This is a genomic window from Mesorhizobium sp. M0239, from assembly GCF_040321815.1.
GTDB lineage: Bacteria > Pseudomonadota > Alphaproteobacteria > Rhizobiales > Rhizobiaceae > Mesorhizobium.
Genome location: NZ_JAMYSG010000023.1, coordinates 1 through 16,492, shown reverse-complemented (window position 1 = coordinate 16,492; position 16,492 = coordinate 1). Strand labels below are relative to the sequence as shown.

The 16,492-nt window shown below is 60.8% G+C and carries 16 protein-coding genes and 2 pseudogenes; all 18 read left to right on the top strand.

Annotated features, from left to right (window positions below):
- Nucleotides 1–291 precede the first annotated feature (291 nt).
- Nucleotides 292–1,185: a nitrogenase iron protein gene (nifH, locus tag NKI99_RS22975; protein ID WP_023706403.1), complete on the top strand. Its 894-nt coding sequence runs from the start codon at nt 292–294 to the stop codon at nt 1,183–1,185.
- Nucleotides 1,186–1,284: 99 nt separating this feature from the next.
- Nucleotides 1,285–2,787: a nitrogenase molybdenum-iron protein alpha chain gene (gene nifD / locus NKI99_RS22970; RefSeq protein ID WP_352607321.1), complete on the top strand. Its 1,503-nt coding sequence runs from the start codon at nt 1,285–1,287 to the stop codon at nt 2,785–2,787.
- Nucleotides 2,788–2,915: 128 nt separating this feature from the next.
- On the top strand, nt 2,916–4,457 hold the full coding sequence (nifK, locus tag NKI99_RS22965) for a nitrogenase molybdenum-iron protein subunit beta (protein WP_352612117.1): 1,542 nt from the start codon (nt 2,916–2,918) through the stop codon (nt 4,455–4,457).
- Nucleotides 4,458–4,519: 62 nt separating this feature from the next.
- Entirely contained in the window at nt 4,520–6,010 is a 1,491-nt protein-coding gene (gene nifE, locus NKI99_RS22960; RefSeq protein WP_352612115.1) for a nitrogenase iron-molybdenum cofactor biosynthesis protein NifE, read from the top strand.
- Between the two features lie 9 nt (nt 6,011–6,019).
- Nucleotides 6,020–7,402, top strand: a complete 1,383-nt coding sequence (gene nifN / locus NKI99_RS22955) for a nitrogenase iron-molybdenum cofactor biosynthesis protein NifN (RefSeq protein WP_352612113.1) — start codon at nt 6,020–6,022, stop codon at nt 7,400–7,402.
- Entirely contained in the window at nt 7,368–7,865 is a 498-nt protein-coding gene (gene nifX, locus NKI99_RS22950) for a nitrogen fixation protein NifX (RefSeq protein ID WP_352542102.1), read from the top strand. The genes nifN and nifX overlap by 35 nt, the downstream gene beginning before the upstream one ends.
- Nucleotides 7,866–7,882: 17 nt before the next feature.
- Nucleotides 7,883–8,362 (top strand): NifX-associated nitrogen fixation protein, encoded by a 480-nt coding sequence (locus NKI99_RS22945; protein ID WP_352612111.1) that lies wholly within the window; start codon nt 7,883–7,885, stop codon nt 8,360–8,362.
- Nucleotides 8,363–8,470: 108 nt separating this feature from the next.
- Entirely contained in the window at nt 8,471–9,175 is a 705-nt protein-coding gene (locus NKI99_RS22940) for a response regulator transcription factor (protein ID WP_502905557.1), read from the top strand.
- A 107-nt stretch (nt 9,176–9,282) separates the two neighbouring features.
- Nucleotides 9,283–10,170 carry a universal stress protein gene (locus tag NKI99_RS22935; RefSeq protein WP_352612107.1) on the top strand — a complete coding sequence of 296 codons (888 nt, stop codon included), beginning with the start codon at nt 9,283–9,285 and terminating at the stop codon, nt 10,168–10,170.
- A gap of 1,330 nt (nt 10,171–11,500) precedes the next feature.
- Nucleotides 11,501–12,670: a TlpA disulfide reductase family protein gene (locus NKI99_RS22930; protein ID WP_352612105.1), complete on the top strand. Its 1,170-nt coding sequence runs from the start codon at nt 11,501–11,503 to the stop codon at nt 12,668–12,670.
- A gap of 333 nt (nt 12,671–13,003) precedes the next feature.
- Nucleotides 13,004–13,471: pseudogene (locus NKI99_RS22925) on the top strand (NifX-associated nitrogen fixation protein).
- A 25-nt stretch (nt 13,472–13,496) separates the two neighbouring features.
- On the top strand, nt 13,497–13,700 hold the full coding sequence (locus NKI99_RS22920; protein WP_352612103.1) for a CCE_0567 family metalloprotein: 204 nt from the start codon (nt 13,497–13,499) through the stop codon (nt 13,698–13,700).
- Nucleotides 13,697–14,014 (top strand): ferredoxin III, nif-specific, encoded by a 318-nt coding sequence (gene fdxB / locus NKI99_RS22915; protein WP_352612101.1) that lies wholly within the window; start codon nt 13,697–13,699, stop codon nt 14,012–14,014. The genes NKI99_RS22920 and fdxB overlap by 4 nt, the downstream gene beginning before the upstream one ends.
- 25 nt (nt 14,015–14,039) lie before the next feature.
- Entirely contained in the window at nt 14,040–14,363 is a 324-nt protein-coding gene (locus NKI99_RS22910; RefSeq protein ID WP_352612100.1) for an exopolysaccharide production repressor protein, read from the top strand.
- A gap of 308 nt (nt 14,364–14,671) precedes the next feature.
- A pseudogene (locus NKI99_RS22905) lies at nt 14,672–15,000 on the top strand (pyridoxal-phosphate dependent enzyme); the annotation flags it as partial.
- A gap of 79 nt (nt 15,001–15,079) precedes the next feature.
- Nucleotides 15,080–15,520: an IS66-like element accessory protein TnpA gene (tnpA, locus tag NKI99_RS22900; RefSeq protein ID WP_352612098.1), complete on the top strand. Its 441-nt coding sequence runs from the start codon at nt 15,080–15,082 to the stop codon at nt 15,518–15,520.
- Nucleotides 15,517–15,873: an IS66 family insertion sequence element accessory protein TnpB gene (gene tnpB / locus NKI99_RS22895; protein WP_192357246.1), complete on the top strand. Its 357-nt coding sequence runs from the start codon at nt 15,517–15,519 to the stop codon at nt 15,871–15,873. The genes tnpA and tnpB overlap by 4 nt, the downstream gene beginning before the upstream one ends.
- 69 nt (nt 15,874–15,942) lie before the next feature.
- Nucleotides 15,943–16,492: IS66 family transposase zinc-finger binding domain-containing protein (locus NKI99_RS22890; protein WP_352612096.1), on the top strand; the 550-nt coding region annotated here is incomplete at its 3' end.

The window sequence follows — 16,492 nt, the reverse complement described above, 5'->3', positions numbered from 1 at the left end:
CTGTTCGTCCACGTCAACACAACGACGCGGTGCAAACGAATTCGGTGACTGAGGATCGCGATCCGACGCTTTGTGTCGCCAATGTCGCGTCCGCTACACGGGCTGTTCCGACGATCCTTTTCTTGGAACTCAAGCTAAACCCCTGAAAAACAAGCATGAAATCATTCATCGGTTGGATCAGCCAAATTGGCATGAGTCTTGAGATCCTTAGGTGCGAGGCGGCTAGAGCTGCCCGACCGGCATTCAAGTCGCGGCAGCCGCGATGAATGGGAACGAAGGAAGGAAAGCTACATGTCAGGTTTGCGTCAGATCGCCTTTTACGGCAAGGGCGGCATCGGCAAGTCCACCACCTCCCAAAATACGCTCGCCGCCCTGGTCGACCTCGGGCAGAGAATCCTCATCGTCGGCTGCGACCCCAAAGCCGACTCCACCCGCCTGATCCTGAACGCGAAGGCGCAGGATACGGTCCTGCATCTTGCGGCAGAGGAAGGTTCGGTGGAAGACCTGGAACTCGCGGACGTGCTCAAGGTCGGGTACAAAGGCATCAAATGCGTGGAGTCCGGCGGCCCTGAGCCGGGTGTCGGCTGCGCCGGCCGCGGAGTGATCACCTCGATCAACTTCCTCGAGGAGAACGGCGCCTACGACGATGTCGACTATGTCTCCTACGACGTGCTCGGGGATGTGGTGTGTGGCGGTTTCGCGATGCCGATCCGCGAGAACAAGGCCCAGGAGATCTATATCGTCATGTCCGGCGAGATGATGGCGCTCTATGCCGCCAACAACATCGCCAAGGGCATCCTGAAATACGCCCATTCGGGCGGCGTGCGGCTCGGTGGCCTGATCTGCAACGAGCGCCAAACCGACCGCGAGCTCGACCTCGCCGAAGCGCTGGCTTCCAGGCTCAATTCCAAGCTTATCCACTTCGTGCCGCGCGACAACATCGTCCAGCACGCCGAGCTCAGGAAGATGTCTGTGATCCAGTATGCGCCGGACTCGAAGCAGGCCGGGGAATACAGGGCGCTGGCCGAGAAGATCCATGGGAATTCGGGCCAGGGCACCATCCCGACCCCGATCACCATGGAGGAGCTCGAGGACATGCTGCTCGACTTCGGCATCATGAAGACGGACGAGCAGATGCTTGCCGAGCTTCAGGTCAAGGAAGCGGCCAAGGCGGCCGCACAGTAGCGACCGCTGCCGACATGAGGCGCCGCCCTGACCTGGTGCGCCTTTCAAAGAACGGCGCCTCGTCGGTGAGGCGTCACCCTGAACCTTGAAAGGGGTCCCATGAGCCTGGAATACGAGAATGACGGTGCCCTCCATGCGAAGCTTATCGAGGAGGTGCTGTCGCAATACCCTGACAAGTCGGCGAAGCGCCGCAAAAAGCACCTCAGCGTCGCAAAGAGCGGCGACGAGGCTGGCGAGGAAAGCGAGGTCCTTTCCGAATGCGATGTCAAATCGAACATCAAGTCCATCCCCGGCGTGATGACGATTCGCGGCTGCGCCTATGCCGGCTCGAAAGGCGTGGTGTGGGGTCCAGTCAAGGATATGGTCCATATCTCGCACGGGCCGGTCGGCTGCGGGCAATATTCCTGGTCTCAACGCCGCAACTACTACGTCGGCACGACCGGCATCGACACGTTCGTCACCATGCAGTTCACCTCCGATTTCCAGGAGAAGGACATTGTTTTCGGCGGCGACAAGAAGCTCGAACGGATCATCGACGAGATCGAGGAACTGTTTCCGCTGAACAAGGGCATGACTGTGCAATCCGAATGCCCGATTGGCCTGATTGGCGACGACACCGAAGCTGTGTCCCGCAACAAGGCTAAGGAGCACGAAACGACAATCGTGCCGGTGCGCTGCGAGGGCTTCCGCGGCGTCTCGCAATCCCTCGGCCACCACATCGCCAACGACGCGATCCGCGACTGGGTGTTCGAGAAGAAGGACCTCGAGTTCGAGGCCGGCCCGTACGATGTCAATGTGGTCGGCGACTACAACATCGGCGGCGACGCCTGGGCTTCGCGCATCCTGCTCGAGGAGATGGGTCTGCGCGTGGTCGGCAACTGGTCGGGCGACGCTACGCTGGCCGAAATAGAGCGAGCGCCAAAGGCGAAGCTAAATCTCATCCATTGCTACAGGTCGATGAACTACATCTGCCGGCACATGGAGGAAAAGTATGGCATCGCCTGGATGGAGTACAATTTCTTCGGCCCCTCCCAGACTGAAGCCTCTCTGCGCAAGATAGCCAAGCACTTCGGGCCGGAAATCGAGGCCAAGGCCGAGGCGGTCATCGCCAAATACCGGCCGTTGGTCGATGCCGTAATCGCCAAGTACCGGCCGCGCCTCGAAGGCAGGACGGTGATGCTCTATGTCGGCGGGCTGCGCCCCCGTCACGTCGTCACGGCATATGAGGACCTGGGCATGGTGATCGTCGGCACTGGCTACGAATTTGGCCATAACGACGACTATCAGCGCACCGGCCATTACGTGAAGAAGGGCACGCTAATCTATGACGACGTGACTGGTTACGAGCTGGAGAAGTTCATCGAGGGGATCCGTCCTGATCTCGTTGGCTCCGGCATCAAAGAAAAGTACCCGGTCCAGAAGATGGGCATACCGTTCCGTCAAATGCATTCCTGGGATTATTCCGGCCCGTATCACGGCTACGACGGCTTCGCCATCTTCGCCCGCGACATGGATCTGGCCATCAACAACCCAGTCTGGAACCTCTACGACGCCCCCTGGAAGAAAAAAGCCGAGCCGTCGGCGGCGATCGCAGCCGAATGAAAACCTGGCCTCCCGGAAGCCGGGAGGCCGTTGAACGCCTGTGGCCCTTTGTCCGCGGGAGACCTGAAACTTTTCGACGTCCCTGTGCCGCCGTATGGCGCGGCCAGTTGGAGAAGAGGTAACCACCCATGCCGCAGTCGGCTGAAAAAGTTCTCGACCACGCGCCCCTGTTCCGCGAGCCGGAATACAGGCAGATGCTCGCCGAGAAGAGGCTGAATTTCGAATGTCCGCACTCGGACGAGGTCGTTACCGACCAACGCGAATTCACCAAGACGTGGGAATACCGCGAAAAGAACCTTGCTCGCGAAGCGCTTGTCGTGAACCCCGCCAAGGCCTGCCAGCCGCTCGGCGCGGTGTTCGCGGCCGCGGGCTTCGAGCGAACCATGTCCTTCGTCCACGGCAGCCAGGGCTGCGTGGCCTATTACCGCTCGCACCTGTCGCGCCATTTCAAGGAGCCTGCTTCGGCAGTTTCCTCCTCGATGACCGAGGACGCGGCAGTGTTCGGTGGCCTGAAGAACATGGTCGACGGGCTCGCCAACACGTACCAACTCTACGACCCGAAGATGATCGCCGTCTCGACCACTTGTATGGCGGAGGTCATTGGCGACGACCTGCACAGCTTCATCGAGAACGCCAAGGACGAAGGCTCGGTCCCGCGCGACTTCGACGTGCCCTTCGCCCACACGCCGGCCTTCGTCGGCAGCCATGTCGACGGCTATGACGTTACGGTCAAGGGCATTTTGGAGCATTTCTGGAAAGGCGAGGAGCGAACGGAAGCCGAGGGAACCATCAACATCATTCCGGGCTTCGACGGCTTCTGTGTCGGCAACAACCGGGAACTCAAGCGCCTGCTCGATCTGATAGGCGTGTCCTATACCTTCATCCAAGACGCCTCTGACCAGTTCGACACGCCGTCGGACGGCGAATACCGCATGTATGACGGCGGCACGAAGATCGAAGACGTGAGAACGGCACTCAACGCCGAGGCGACACTTTCGCTACAGCATTACAACACCCGAAAAACTCTGGAGTATTGCGAAGAGGTCGGGCAGGCGACGGCCTCATTCCATTACCCGCTCGGCGTCCAGGCAACCGACGACTTCCTGGTGGAGGTCTCCGCGATTTCTGGCAAGCAAATCCCCGAGGCAATCCGCCTGGAGCGCGGCCGACTTGTCGACGCCCTGGCGGACAGCCAATCCTGGCTGCACGGTAAGAAATACGCCATCTACGGCGATCCGGACTTTGTCTACGCCATGGCCCGCTTCATCATGGAGACGGGCGGCGAGCCGACCCATTGCCTCGCCACCAACGGCACCTCGGCATGGGAAGCCGAGTTGAAGGAACTGCTTGCATCATCGCCCTTCGGCAAGGATGCTCAAGTCTGGGCGGGCAAGGACCTCTGGGCGATGCGCTCGCTGCTCTTCACCGAGCCGGTGGACCTGCTGATCGGCAACTCCTATGGCAAGTATCTGGAGCGCGACACCGGCACGCCGCTGATCCGGCTGACGTTTCCGATCTTCGACCGCCACCATCACCATCGGTTTGCGCTTATGGGCTACCAAGGCGGGTTGCGCGTCCTGACGACGATCCTCGACAAGATCTTCGACAACCTCGATCGCGAGACAAGCGAGACGGGCGTGACGGACTATTCGTATGACCTCACCCGCTAAGAGTGGCAGCCGGCTCTTCGGTGAGGCCGGTCGTCTTCCCATGGACTTTGGAGATCGACGCAATGTCCTCGTTCAGTGCCAAGATCCAGGATGTCTTCAACGAGCCCGCCTGCGAGCAGAACCGCGGCAAGGATGCCAAGGCGCGCAAGGAGGGCTGTTCGAAGCCGCTAACCCCCGGGGCGGCGGCCGGCGGCTGTGCCTTTGATGGCGCCAAGATCGTGCTCCAGCCGATCACCGACGTCGCGCACCTGATCCATGCGCCGCTCGCCTGCGAGGGCAATTCCTGGGACAACCGCGGTGCGGCTTCGTCCGGGCCAACGCTGTGGCGCACGAGCTTCACGACCGACCTCACCGAACTCGACGTGGTGATGGGGCAGGGCGAGCGGAAGCTTTTCAAAGCGATCCGCGAGATCAAGGAAGCGTATGGGCCGCCGGCGATCTTCGTCTATTCGACCTGTGTTACCGCGCTGATCGGCGACGACATCGAGGCCGTCTGCAAGCGGGCGGCGGAAAAGTTCGGCCTGCCGGTGGTGCCGGTCAATGCGCCGGGCTATGTCGGCTCCAAGAATCTCGGCAACAAGCTTGCCGGCGAGGCGTTGCTCGAGCATGTCATCGGCACGGTAGAACCGGACGACGCCGGGCCCTATGACATCAACATTCTTGGCGAATTCAACCTCTCGGGCGAATTCTGGCTGGTGAAGCCGCTGCTGGATCGGCTCGGGATCCGGGTGCGCGCCTGCATTCCGGGTGACGCACGTTACGTCGACATTGCCGGCGCGCACCGCGCCCGGGCGGCTATGATCGTGTGCTCGACCGCGCTCATCAATCTGGCACGCAAGATGGACGAGCGCTGGGATATTCCGTTCTTCGAGGGCTCCTTCTACGGCATCACCGACACCTCGGAAGCGCTCCGACAGATCTCTCAGCTGCTCGTGAAGCAGGGTGCTGATCCGGAGATCCTCGGCCGCACCGAGGCGTTGATTGCAGAGGAGGAGGCGATCGCTTGGAAGAAGCTAGCCGCCTACCGGCCGAGGCTCGAAGGCAAGCGCGTGCTGCTCAACACCGGCGGCGTGAAGTCCTGGTCGGTCGTCCATGCGCTGATGGAGATCGGGATCGAGATCGTCGGCACCTCTATCAAGAAGTCGACCGTCGAAGACAAGGAGCGGATCAAGCATATCCTCAAGGACGACAACCATATATTCGAGCAGATGGCAGCGCGCGAGCTTTACGCCATGCTCTCCGAACACAAGGCCGATATCCTGCTATCAGGCGGGCGCACGCAATTCATCGCTCTGAAGGCCAAGACACCCTGGCTCGATATCAACCAGGAGCGCCAACATCCTTACGCCGGCTATGACGGCATGGTGGAACTCGTACGCCAGATCGACCTGGCCATTCAAAACCCCATCTGGTGCCAGGTGCGGGAACCGGCACCATGGGATTGCCAGCCTGCGGTGAGGCAGGAACTGCCGCGCACGAAAAGCCATACCGCGACCTTGCATGTTGTCCAGGAATTCGCCGGCACGACGGCCGGTGATTTCGGCGATTGTTGAGGAGAGCCGATGGTCCGCATCCTTCCCCAGACCAAAGCGGCGGCGGTCAATCCGCTGAAGTCATCGCAGCCGCTGGGTGCCGCCTTGGCCTTTCTTGGCGTCGACGGCGCGATGCCGTTGTTCCACGGCAGCCAGGGGTGCACCAGCTTCGCGCTCGTGCTGTTCGTGCGGCATTTCAAGGAAGCCATCCCCTTGCAGACGACGGCGATGGACGAGGTGGCGACGATCCTCGGCGGGGCGGACCATCTGGAACAGGCGATACTCAACCTCAAGGCCCGCACAAAGCCAACGCTGATCGGGGTTTGCACGACCGCGCTGGTGGAAACCCGGGGCGAAGACTGCGCAGGCGATATCGCCAATATCAGGCTGAAGCGCAGGGAAGAACTCGCGGGTACGGAGGTGGTGCTAGCCAACACACCGGATTTCGATGGCGCGATCGAAGAGGGCTGGGCCAAGGCTGTCACCGCGATGATCGAAAGGATTACGCGGCCCGGCGAGCAGGCGCGGCAGTCGAAGAAGATCGTGATCCTGCCTGGCTGGAACCTCACTGTGGCTGATATCGAGCATTTGCGTGAGATGGTTGAAAGCTTTGGAATGAAGCCGGTGATTCTGCCGGACGTCTCCGGCTCGCTCGACGGTACGGTGCCCGACCGGTGGGTCACGACCACCTATGGCGGCACCAGCGTCGAGGATATCCGCGAGCTTGGCATGGCTGTGCAATGCGTCGCGATCGGGGAGCATATGCGCCGCCCGGCCGAGCTGCTGCAGAGGCTGACCGGCGTGCCTTACGTGCTGTTCCGGTCGCTGACTGGATTGAAGGACGCCGACCGGTTCGTCTCGCTGTTATCCGCGGTTTCGGGCGCGGCGGCGCCGGCTGGCGTGCGCCGTCGCCGGGCGCAGTTGCAGGACGCGTTGCTCGACGGACATTTCCACTTTGGAGGCAAGAAAATTGCGATCGCTGCTGAACCAGACCAACTCTACCAACTCGCGAGCTTCTTCATCGGAATGGGCTCCGAAATCGCGGCGGCGGTCACCACGACCGACATGTCGAAAATTTTGGAGGAAGTACCGGCGCAGTCGGTTCAGATCGGCGATCTCGGCGATTTGGAAGCTCTTGGCGCCGGCGCTGATCTTCTCGTCACCCATTCCCATGGCCGCCAGGCGGCGCAGCGCCTCGGCATTCCGCTCATGCGGGTCGGCTTCCCGATCTTCGACCGGCTCGGCAGCCAGCACAAGCTCACAATCCTCTACCAGGGGACCCGCGACCTGATCTTCGAGGTTGCCAACATTTTTGAAGCCAACCGGCACGCGCCGACGCCTGAGGCGCTTGATCCACTCCGTAAGCGAGAAATGCCAGATGAGCTCCGTTCGTCGCCTCTCGCTCGTCACTGACGAGGTTCACGCACCGACACCGGAACGCCAAGCCGGCGCATTGCGCGTGGCGATCGCCACGCAGGACATGAAGAACCTGAACGCCCATTTCGGTTCGGCCAGGCGCTTTGCTGTCTACGACGTGACGCGCGAGGAGTGGAATCTCGTCGAGGCCGTGGCCTTCGATGACGTTTCCGATGAGAGCGGGGAGCACCGAACTGAGGGCGACGACCGCATCACCCCGAAGGTGGAGGCGCTGAAGGGCTGTCATCTCCTGTTTTGTCTGGCGATCGGCGGACCTTCGGCAGCCAAGGTTGTTTCGGCAAAAATTCATCCGATCAAAGTGCCGCACCCCCAAACCATCCAAGAGGTGCTGTTGCGCACGCAGATGATGCTCAGGACGTGTCCTCCCCCTTGGCTGCGCAAGGTGCTGGCGCAGGCAGGTGTCGCCGAACAGAAACCGTCCTTCGAGGACAAGGACTGAAATGAGGAGTAGGCGAAATGTCTGACGCCGTGGTTAGCCCTGCTGTCGCCGAGGACGAGGCGGCCCTTGCCACCCCGTTCGTCAAATGTCTCGTGCGGCTGGTCCGGGCTCATGATTCCCACGGGTCTTGGGAAGGCAAATCGGAGGCCGAGCTGCTGGGCGACTTCATCATCACCAGAAAACAGCGCCGTGCGATCCCGATCATCGGCGATCCCGATCCGGACGTGCTGTGGAGGCTTGAGATGTTTTACACTGCCGTCGGGCTTGCGATCGAGGAGCGCTCCGGCCTGATGGCATCGCCGATGATGGAGATGAGCCATGAGGGCTTCGGGCGCGTGCTTCTCACGGCCGGGCGGTTGGTCGTTCTGTCGAAGACCCTGCGCGACGTCCACCGGTTCGGCTTCGAGACGTTCTGGAAACTCGCCGCGGCCGGTACCAAACTGGCCGACGATGCCACCGCAGCCATTGAGGCTCATCCCGAGGTGGCGCGGGCGTGATGAAACCGATTTTCGATCAAGGGGATCATGTCAGGCCTTGAGGACATGCGATGGCCAGCCCACTCAACCGAGGCGGTCGAGGCCGATTTGGTTCTTGGGGTAGCGCTGATGAAGCCACTGGTCCTGATCTGTTCGCAAGATGCTGAGTTGTATCTGTTCCTCAGCCACATTCTGGGAGTGGACGGCTTCACGAGTGAGCCGGCAGGCGGCGTGAAGGAAGCACTTGCATTGGCCGATGAACGGGAGCTCCAGGCGGTAGTGCTGGACTGCGGGCCAGCAAGCGCGACAGGCTCCACAATCTGCGCCCGGCTCAAGGGGGAGCCCCGGACCGGCGGCCTGCCGGTTATTGCCCTGATCGCGCCCGGCGCCGAGAACCAGCACCTCGATCTCTTGAAGGCAGGCATTGACGAGAGCTTTGTGCGGCCGATCGCGCCGGCCAAGCTGCTTGACTGTTTACGGACGAAGCTGGCGCTGCCGAAGCCGGGTTCAAACGGGATTGAAAACGGCGGCTGGATCTCCTGTGGCGACCTTGAGATAAGGCTCGATGCCCACCGGGCTCGGGGTAATGGCCACGAAGTCCACCTTGGGCCGATCGAGTTCAACCTGCTGCGGCTTTTGCTTGAGACTCCCGGCAAGGTCTTCACCAGAGACGAGCTGATCAGCGCGGCCTGGCCGGCCAATATCCATGTCGGTGTACGCACCGTGGATGTCCATATCAGCCGGCTCAGAAGGGCGCTGAAGGCGGCCTCGCCAGGTAGCGTCATTCGTACCGTCAGGTCGGCCGGCTACTCGCTCGAGTGGCCGGACGGCTGAATAGATAACCGATGTGGTGCCACTCCGCATTTCCGCCGTGCTGAGGGCAAGTCTTGCGGCTTCGAAACGCGCCGGCAGGTACGACATATTCAGAAAGAAGCAGTCAAATGGCTTTCAGAAGCGTACTCAGTGTGACGGGAGCGGACCACTCCGATCAGGATATAAGAATAGCAGCCGGCCTGTGTGCCGAGGTCGGCGCGTATCTTTCCGTACTGATTATGTCGCCTCCGCGGCTCGTTATGTCGCCTCCGCTGCTGGGCGATGGCATCCCCGCGTGGCCTGCGCAACGCGCACAGGCCATTGCCAGACTGGAAAAACGATATAGGCAAATCGAGAGATTTTCACACGACATGGTCAGACTGGAAACGACATTCAGGGAAATTCACAAACTGCTGAGAGCCACGTGGCGGTGCTATGATGTCGATATCGCCAACTGCGATCAGGCCAGCGTCGGTGACGCGGTGCGACAGCGGGCGCTCTGCAGCGACCTGACAATCGTCGGCCCCGCACTTCTCAACGACATTAATCTCGGACCCCTTGTTATCAACGGCAGCCTGTTCGATACCGGAAAGCCGGTGCTTGTCGTGCCGGAGGGCGCTGAGGCGACTCTATCGCCACGGCGCGTGCTGGTCGGCTGGGATTCGCGAGTCGAGGCGTCCCGTTCGGTTCGGGAAGCGCTGGATCTGCTAGCCGGTGCTGAGGAAGTTCGTGTCGCATTAGTCGATCCGGAGGCGACCTGCACCGGAAACGGTACCGAGCCGGGAGCCGACATCGCCGCCTATCTCACTCGGCACGGTGCTTGGGTGTCGATTGACCGGCTGGCGAGCGCCGGCAAACCAGTGGCCACGGTGCTCGCGCAGCACGCAATCGACACGTCTGCCCACATGATAGTCATGGGCGCTTATGGCAACCGCAGGCTACGTGAGCGACTCTTCGGCGGCGTGACGAGATGGATAGTTGGGAAGCCGTCATTGCCGTTGTTTTTGGCTCGCTGACGGTTCCAAGCAAGCACCGACGCTGTTCGAAGCTCTACCCCCTTGGGTCACCTATCCTGATGCCAAGTCGGAGGAAGATCGCGCAAAGCGCAAATTTCGCGAGGCTCGAATCTACAAGCGCCGTCGCCGAGACATCCCGGACGTCTCTAACGCGCGCTCGGGGGTTCTCCTCGCCCGAGATGATCCGTAACGCGGAGCCCAAAGGCCGCGCAGAGGTACAGGCGCTCCTCAATGCACTCAAAACCACCGCTTCAGGTCGGCGTCAGGTCCAGAAAGAGAGTCGCTTCAGCGCGGCAGGCCGCGTTCGGACCGTAGCCGCATCGTATTGGCGTTATCACGATTTCCCTCACCACTGGCCGGGAGCTGACCACCGCAACGACGGTGCAGTGGCCAAGGCGCACCGACCTTAGAGTCGGGACGGTCGGGCTCTTGCCGGTGTCGGCGCGAACGATGGCATGAATCGCCTTGTCATCTCTGGGATGGTAGCCCGGGTTAGTGGCGGACAGCCGCCTCTCCAGCGTTCCCGTTGGTCCGGCCCAACCTGCGTGGCGACCGAGCGGTCTTTGGGTTTGCAATTCCGCCAACGCTCACGTCGCACGGCGAGGTCCCGTTGCACCTGAGCACCGGGAACACAGAAGATAAACACAAAGCAGGGATCCCGCAGAGTTCACCGGCCGGCACTCATCCTGGCCTTTTCGCCATGATCATCATCGTCGTTCTGAGGAGCGGTATTGGCGAGCTACAGCTGGACCGGCTTCGGTCGTGAAGAACTCCCATGACGCCAGCCCAGGAATTCAATCGCAAGGCGGGCGAGGGGGCACAGGCTGCGCTCGGATGGAGCGGCCCCTTACAATCGCAAATGGCGAGATCGCTACCGCCTCCGGACCGGAACGGCAAGACGCTCAAGCCGGTGGCGTGAAGCGGACGATGATGACGAGCCTCACGATAGCCAACGCAGTCATGATGGCCATCGGCCTCGTCCCTCGGCCCGAATGCATATTGAGTCGTCCGGGCCACGCTTTTCTGCCGACGCGAAGCGGGTGATGCTTGTCGAAAACCTGACAGCGGCAGAAAACATGTCGGCTTCAATACAACCGGCCATCATGGCATTTGAAGGTTTTTCTAGCGATTGATGCGCTTACTGCCCGCTGAGCGCGCTGGCACGGCCTTTGCGGATTGTGATGCGGCAACACTGCGTGAAAGCTGACTGCACACAGACGCGCGAGACGAGCGATGCTCTCCTTTTCCTGCCCGTGTGCCCCTCTCTAAAGAGGGAAACAAGCTTGCGCGTAAAGTCGCGCAACCTGTGGCAACAGCTTTGGATAGCAGCATGGTATTGCAGATGAAGTCACCGGCTCCTTCGATCAAAGTTGACACCTGGCTGCGTGGCGAGCCCCTGACGAATTTCGAACCCGGCAAAGTGTATATCGTCGAATTTTGGGCAACTTGGTGCGAACTATGTGTGGCGGAGATGCTCCAGCTGATGCGGCTCCAGGAAAAATACAGGGACAGCGGACTTGAGGTCGTCGGAGTCGCGGCTAATGAAGACGCTCCAACGGCCGTTGAGGCTCGCACCAAGTTGGACGCGTGGTTGACCGAAAAGTGCTCGCATCTGAGCTATCGGATCGCGTTCGACCACACAGGTGAAATGAACAAGCTTTGGATGAAACCCAGCTTTTCCGCCGGGATTCCGACTTCGTACGTGGTCGACCGAGACGGCCACATCGCCTTTATCGGTCATCCCAGCCAACTCGATGAGGTTTTGCCGAAAGTGCTCAACGGCAGCTGGCGCATCAGCGATAAAGCTAAAGCCGCCGATACGGAGCGGATCGCCACAAGCGAACCCTTGGCGCGCGAACAAGCGTTGAAGCAGCCGATCGATGACAGATTCTGGGCGGCCGTGAAGTTAGAAGATTGGAAGACGGCGCTCTGGGCGATCGAAGAGGGCATCGCCTTGATGCCCGACGACATCAATTTCCGCCTGGCTCATGCGCACCTGTTGCTTCACAAAATACAAGATATGTGGACCGGCCTGCCCGTTATGCGCGAATTCGTGCGCGACGCGATCGACAAGAACTCCCAGGATTGGATGGTTTCGGCGCTAGACCAGCTTTTCCATCCGGCCAATGACCATTCGCGCCTTCCCCCCGCTGAGCGCTTCGCGATGGGCAAGGAGCTGTCCGAACACATTCTGGCACTGAATCCCCCGCAAGGCGACAGCCCTAAGTTCCGGTCCTATCCCGCGGTCGCCCGGTACTATCACGAGAACGGCAACAATGATCGCGCGATCGAGTTGGTCGAACTGGCACTGACGTCGCTGGACGGTCCGGAGCCTATCCCGGCCGAATTGAAAGAGCAGCATCTGCCGGATTTGCTGCAGGCCCTCGCCAAGTACAGGGGTGGGAAGGTTTGTTGCGGCGCTCTCTTTGCGGCTCCGCAAAATAATTTCCCGAAGGTGCCAAAGCGCGGTCGGCCGAGGAGGAAAGATAAAAAAGGGTAATTGGTCGAAATGGCTTACTGGCCAATTCGTCCATTTCCCTGGCGTGACCGCAGCAGGAGGGTCCATGCAGCACTTGGTCGATCGTTTGCAGCAGGATCGAGGCTCGAATCTTCATGGCCTCCGGCCGCATTGCGGCGGAAGTGATGTTCGCCGCGAATTCGCGTGGAAGACTTCGCAGTCGAGGACATGTTCAAGGTCGGCCAGAGGGACATCAATCGCGTGGAATCAGCCGCGCCGAGCCGGGCGTCGGCTGCGCAAGTGTGCCCGAAGTAGGCATCCCAGAAAACAGACATCGTGCTTCGAGGAAGAGGACTGAAATGAGGAGAAGCCGAAATGTCTGATGCCGCGGTCAGCCCGGCTGTCAACGAGGACGAGGCGGCCCTTGTCATGCCTTTGTCAGATGCCTCGTGCGGCTGATCCGTGCTCAGGATTGCCTCCGGGTCACGGGAGGGCAAATCGGACGCCGAACTGCTGGGCGACTTCATCATCACCAGAAAACAGCGCCGTGCGATCCCTATCATCGGCGATCCCGATCCGGACGTGCTGTGGAGGCTCGATATGTTCTACACGCCCGTCGGGCTTAGGATCGAGGAGCGCTCCGGCCTGATGACATCGCCAACGATGGAGATGAAACCCATGGGGGCTTCGGACGATTGCTTTTCCGCCGGCGGCTGGTCGCTCTGTCGAGACATCCACCGGTTCGGCTTCGAGACGTTCAGGAAGCTCGCGGAGGCGGGTACGAAACTGGTCGACGATGCGACTGCAGCCATCGAAGCCTATCCCGACGTGGCACGGGCGTGAAGAAACCGATTTTGAGGAAGGATTTATGTCAAAGCTAAATGAGATGGGGAAGAAAGTCCGAAAGCTTCAGCTGCGCGCGGCAGTTGCCAAGATGAAATTGCGCCACCTTGCAGAGAATCTCCCGGGAAAATGGACAGAGATAGACGACGTTGCCGAGGAAACGTCCGCCGTTTTTGCCGAGTTGGATGGTGCCAAGAGAGAGCTCGCTGCAATGAAGAAGTTACGATGAGGAGCACATTCACCACCCGCGACGGCTCTGGATGGATGCCGGAATATCTCACCGCTATAGACGGCACGACCTGCATCGGCTGCGGCCGCTGTTTCAAAGTCTGCTCGCGCGAGGTCATGCATCTTTACGGCGTCGATGACGCGGGTGAAATCCTCGGCGCCTGCGACGGCGAAGACGACGATTTCGACGGCGAGCTCAATCGCATGATCATGGTCGTCGACCATGCCGGCCGCTGCATTGGCTGCGGAGCCTGCGGCCGGGTCTGCCCAAAGAACTGCCAGAGCCATGTTGCGGCCGACCAGGTCGCAGCATGATCTGAGGAGAGCCAGGAGAACGGCGTTGCCCTTTAGAATCTTTTGTCGCGTCCTGGGGCTGGTGCTGTGCAGCACCGCGCTGACTGTCTACTTCGCTGCTCATTCCATCGGCACAGTCGTCGTCACGACGCTGACTTGTTCGCTGCTCCTTCAGCTGGCGTATTTCGCAAGCGTGCTCCTTCTGATCTGGCGGTCTGGCTGCGTTAGCCGAGCTGGCCAAAGGGCTGAGCATTTCGGCAGTTGCAAGGAAGTTGGATCCGAGCCGCCAGACCTTGATGAGGTGACGAATGAATCCGCAGATTTGCTCCAGCGCGATCAAATGCTGGCCATATCGCTGCTGCTGCCTTGAGGCGCCGTGACAAGGTCAGTGCTCAAGTTAGCGCCCCACCCATAAATTTGAGCAGATAATGGAAGGAATACTGGCTTGAGAAGTCATTCTAGTTAATCCAGGAGATACAGTTCTTGAATCCCATAGGGATTGCTAGCCTCTCGCAGCACGCCGGCGTGCGGTTGCAAGTCTCAATGACGAACGTAGGCGCTGGAAATAGTAATGGGACTCTTCGGGCGCCGGATAACCCAGACGACCTCAAATCAAGTCGCCTTTAGAATGACTCGTGAATGGCTAATTCAGCTTCATCGCGTGTCGCCGGAGAGAAAATGCTGGAAAAGTTCGAACGCTATCCGCTCACATTTGGACCCACGCCCATCGAGAAGCTCGACCGCCTCTACAAGCATTTGGGGGGAAGGTGGAAATCTACGCCAAACGCGAGGACTGCAACTCCGGTGTCGCGTTTGGCGGAAACGAGCTGCGAAAGCTCGAATACATCATCCCCGATGCCATCGCGTCAAATGCCAATACGCTCTCCATCGGCGGCGTGCAGTCCAACCACCCGCGGATGGTCGCTGCGGTCGCCGACAAGATCGGCATGAAATGCCTCCTGGTTCAGAAGAGTTGGGGTTGCCATGAGGATGCGGTCTACGGTAAGCGGTGTTTCCGGACCACCTTTCAGGAGTGGTCTGGATCTGTGAGGTTGCCGGTTCTGTAATGGGATCGGAGATCGACTTGTGTCTGGACTTGACCTTACGCTTGACCCGGAGCGGCAGCCTCGACGTTTCGAGGTGATCAACGGTGCTGGCGGCCGGCGTCAGTGGTCGGTGGATGACAAAACGCGGATCATCGCGGAGACGCTGGAGCCGAACGCAATCATTTCCGAGGTCGCCCGCCGTTATGGCCTGAGGCCGCAGCAGGTGTTCGCCTGGCGTCGGGAAGCGCGCAAACAGGCCGCTTCGGTGCAGCAAGATTCTCCTGCCTTTGTGCCGGCGGTTGTGGCGGCGCCCACAACCGAACCCACAGCGAAGCGCCCAGGACGACCATGGAAGCAGAAGGCGGTCCGCGACGCCGGCGTGATCGAGCTTGAGATCGACGGCATCGCCATGCGCGTTGGCCGTGGTGCCGATGCCAAGACGGTGGCTGCTGTAATTCGCGCGCTGAAGGCAACAGCGTGATTGGCCCGACGGGTGCGGTCAAAGTCATGGTGGCGACGAAGCCGGTAGACTTCCGCAAGGGCGCGGAGGGGCTGGCCGCACTGGTGCGCGAGACGATGGGCGCCGATCCGTTCAGCGGCGCCGTCTACGTCTTCCGGGCGAAGCGGACGGATCGGATCAAGCTGATCTTCTGGGATGGCACCGGCGTCTGCCTTTATGCCAAGCGTCTTGAGGACGGCGAGTTCCGCTGGCCGAAAGTGCAGGACGGGGTGATGCGGCTGACGGCCGCGCAACTCTCGGCGCTATTGGAAGGGCTGGACTGGCGGCGGGTCCACGAGGCACGCCAGACCCGCGTTCCAGCCCAGGCGGGCTGACCCGCGACGAAGTGAATCAGCCTGGATTCCGCTGTCGCGGGCTGTCGGCGAATATGGTCTGATCCGCTCATGGCGATGACGGCTGACCAGCTTCCCGACGATCCGGACGCGCTGAAGGCGATGGTCCTGGCACGCGACGTCGAGAATGCCCGCCTGATCCAGATCATCAAGGAATTGCAGCGTCACCGCTTCGGTCGCCGCGCCGAGACGCTTCCCGAGGATCAGTTGCTGCTGGGGCTCGAAGAGGCCGAGCAGATCGAGGCGGCCGGCGAGGAAGAGGCCGAGGGGGCCTCTCCGGACCAGCGACAGGCAAAGACTACCAAACGCCGGGCCAACCGGGGTGCCCTGCCGGCGAATCTTCCTCGTGTCGAGATGGTCGTCGACATCGAGGACCATGCCTGCCCGTGCTGCCTCAACGGCCTGCATCGGATCGGTGAGGACGTGAGCGAGCGGCTCGACATCGTTCCGGCGCAGCTGCGTGTGATCGTCGTGCGCCGGCCCAAATATGCCTGCCGCGCCTGTGAGGATGTGGTGGTTCAGGCTCCGGCGCCCGCCCGGCTGATCGAGAGCGGTTTGCCAACCGAGGCGACGGTCGCTCAGGTGCTGGTGTCCAAATATG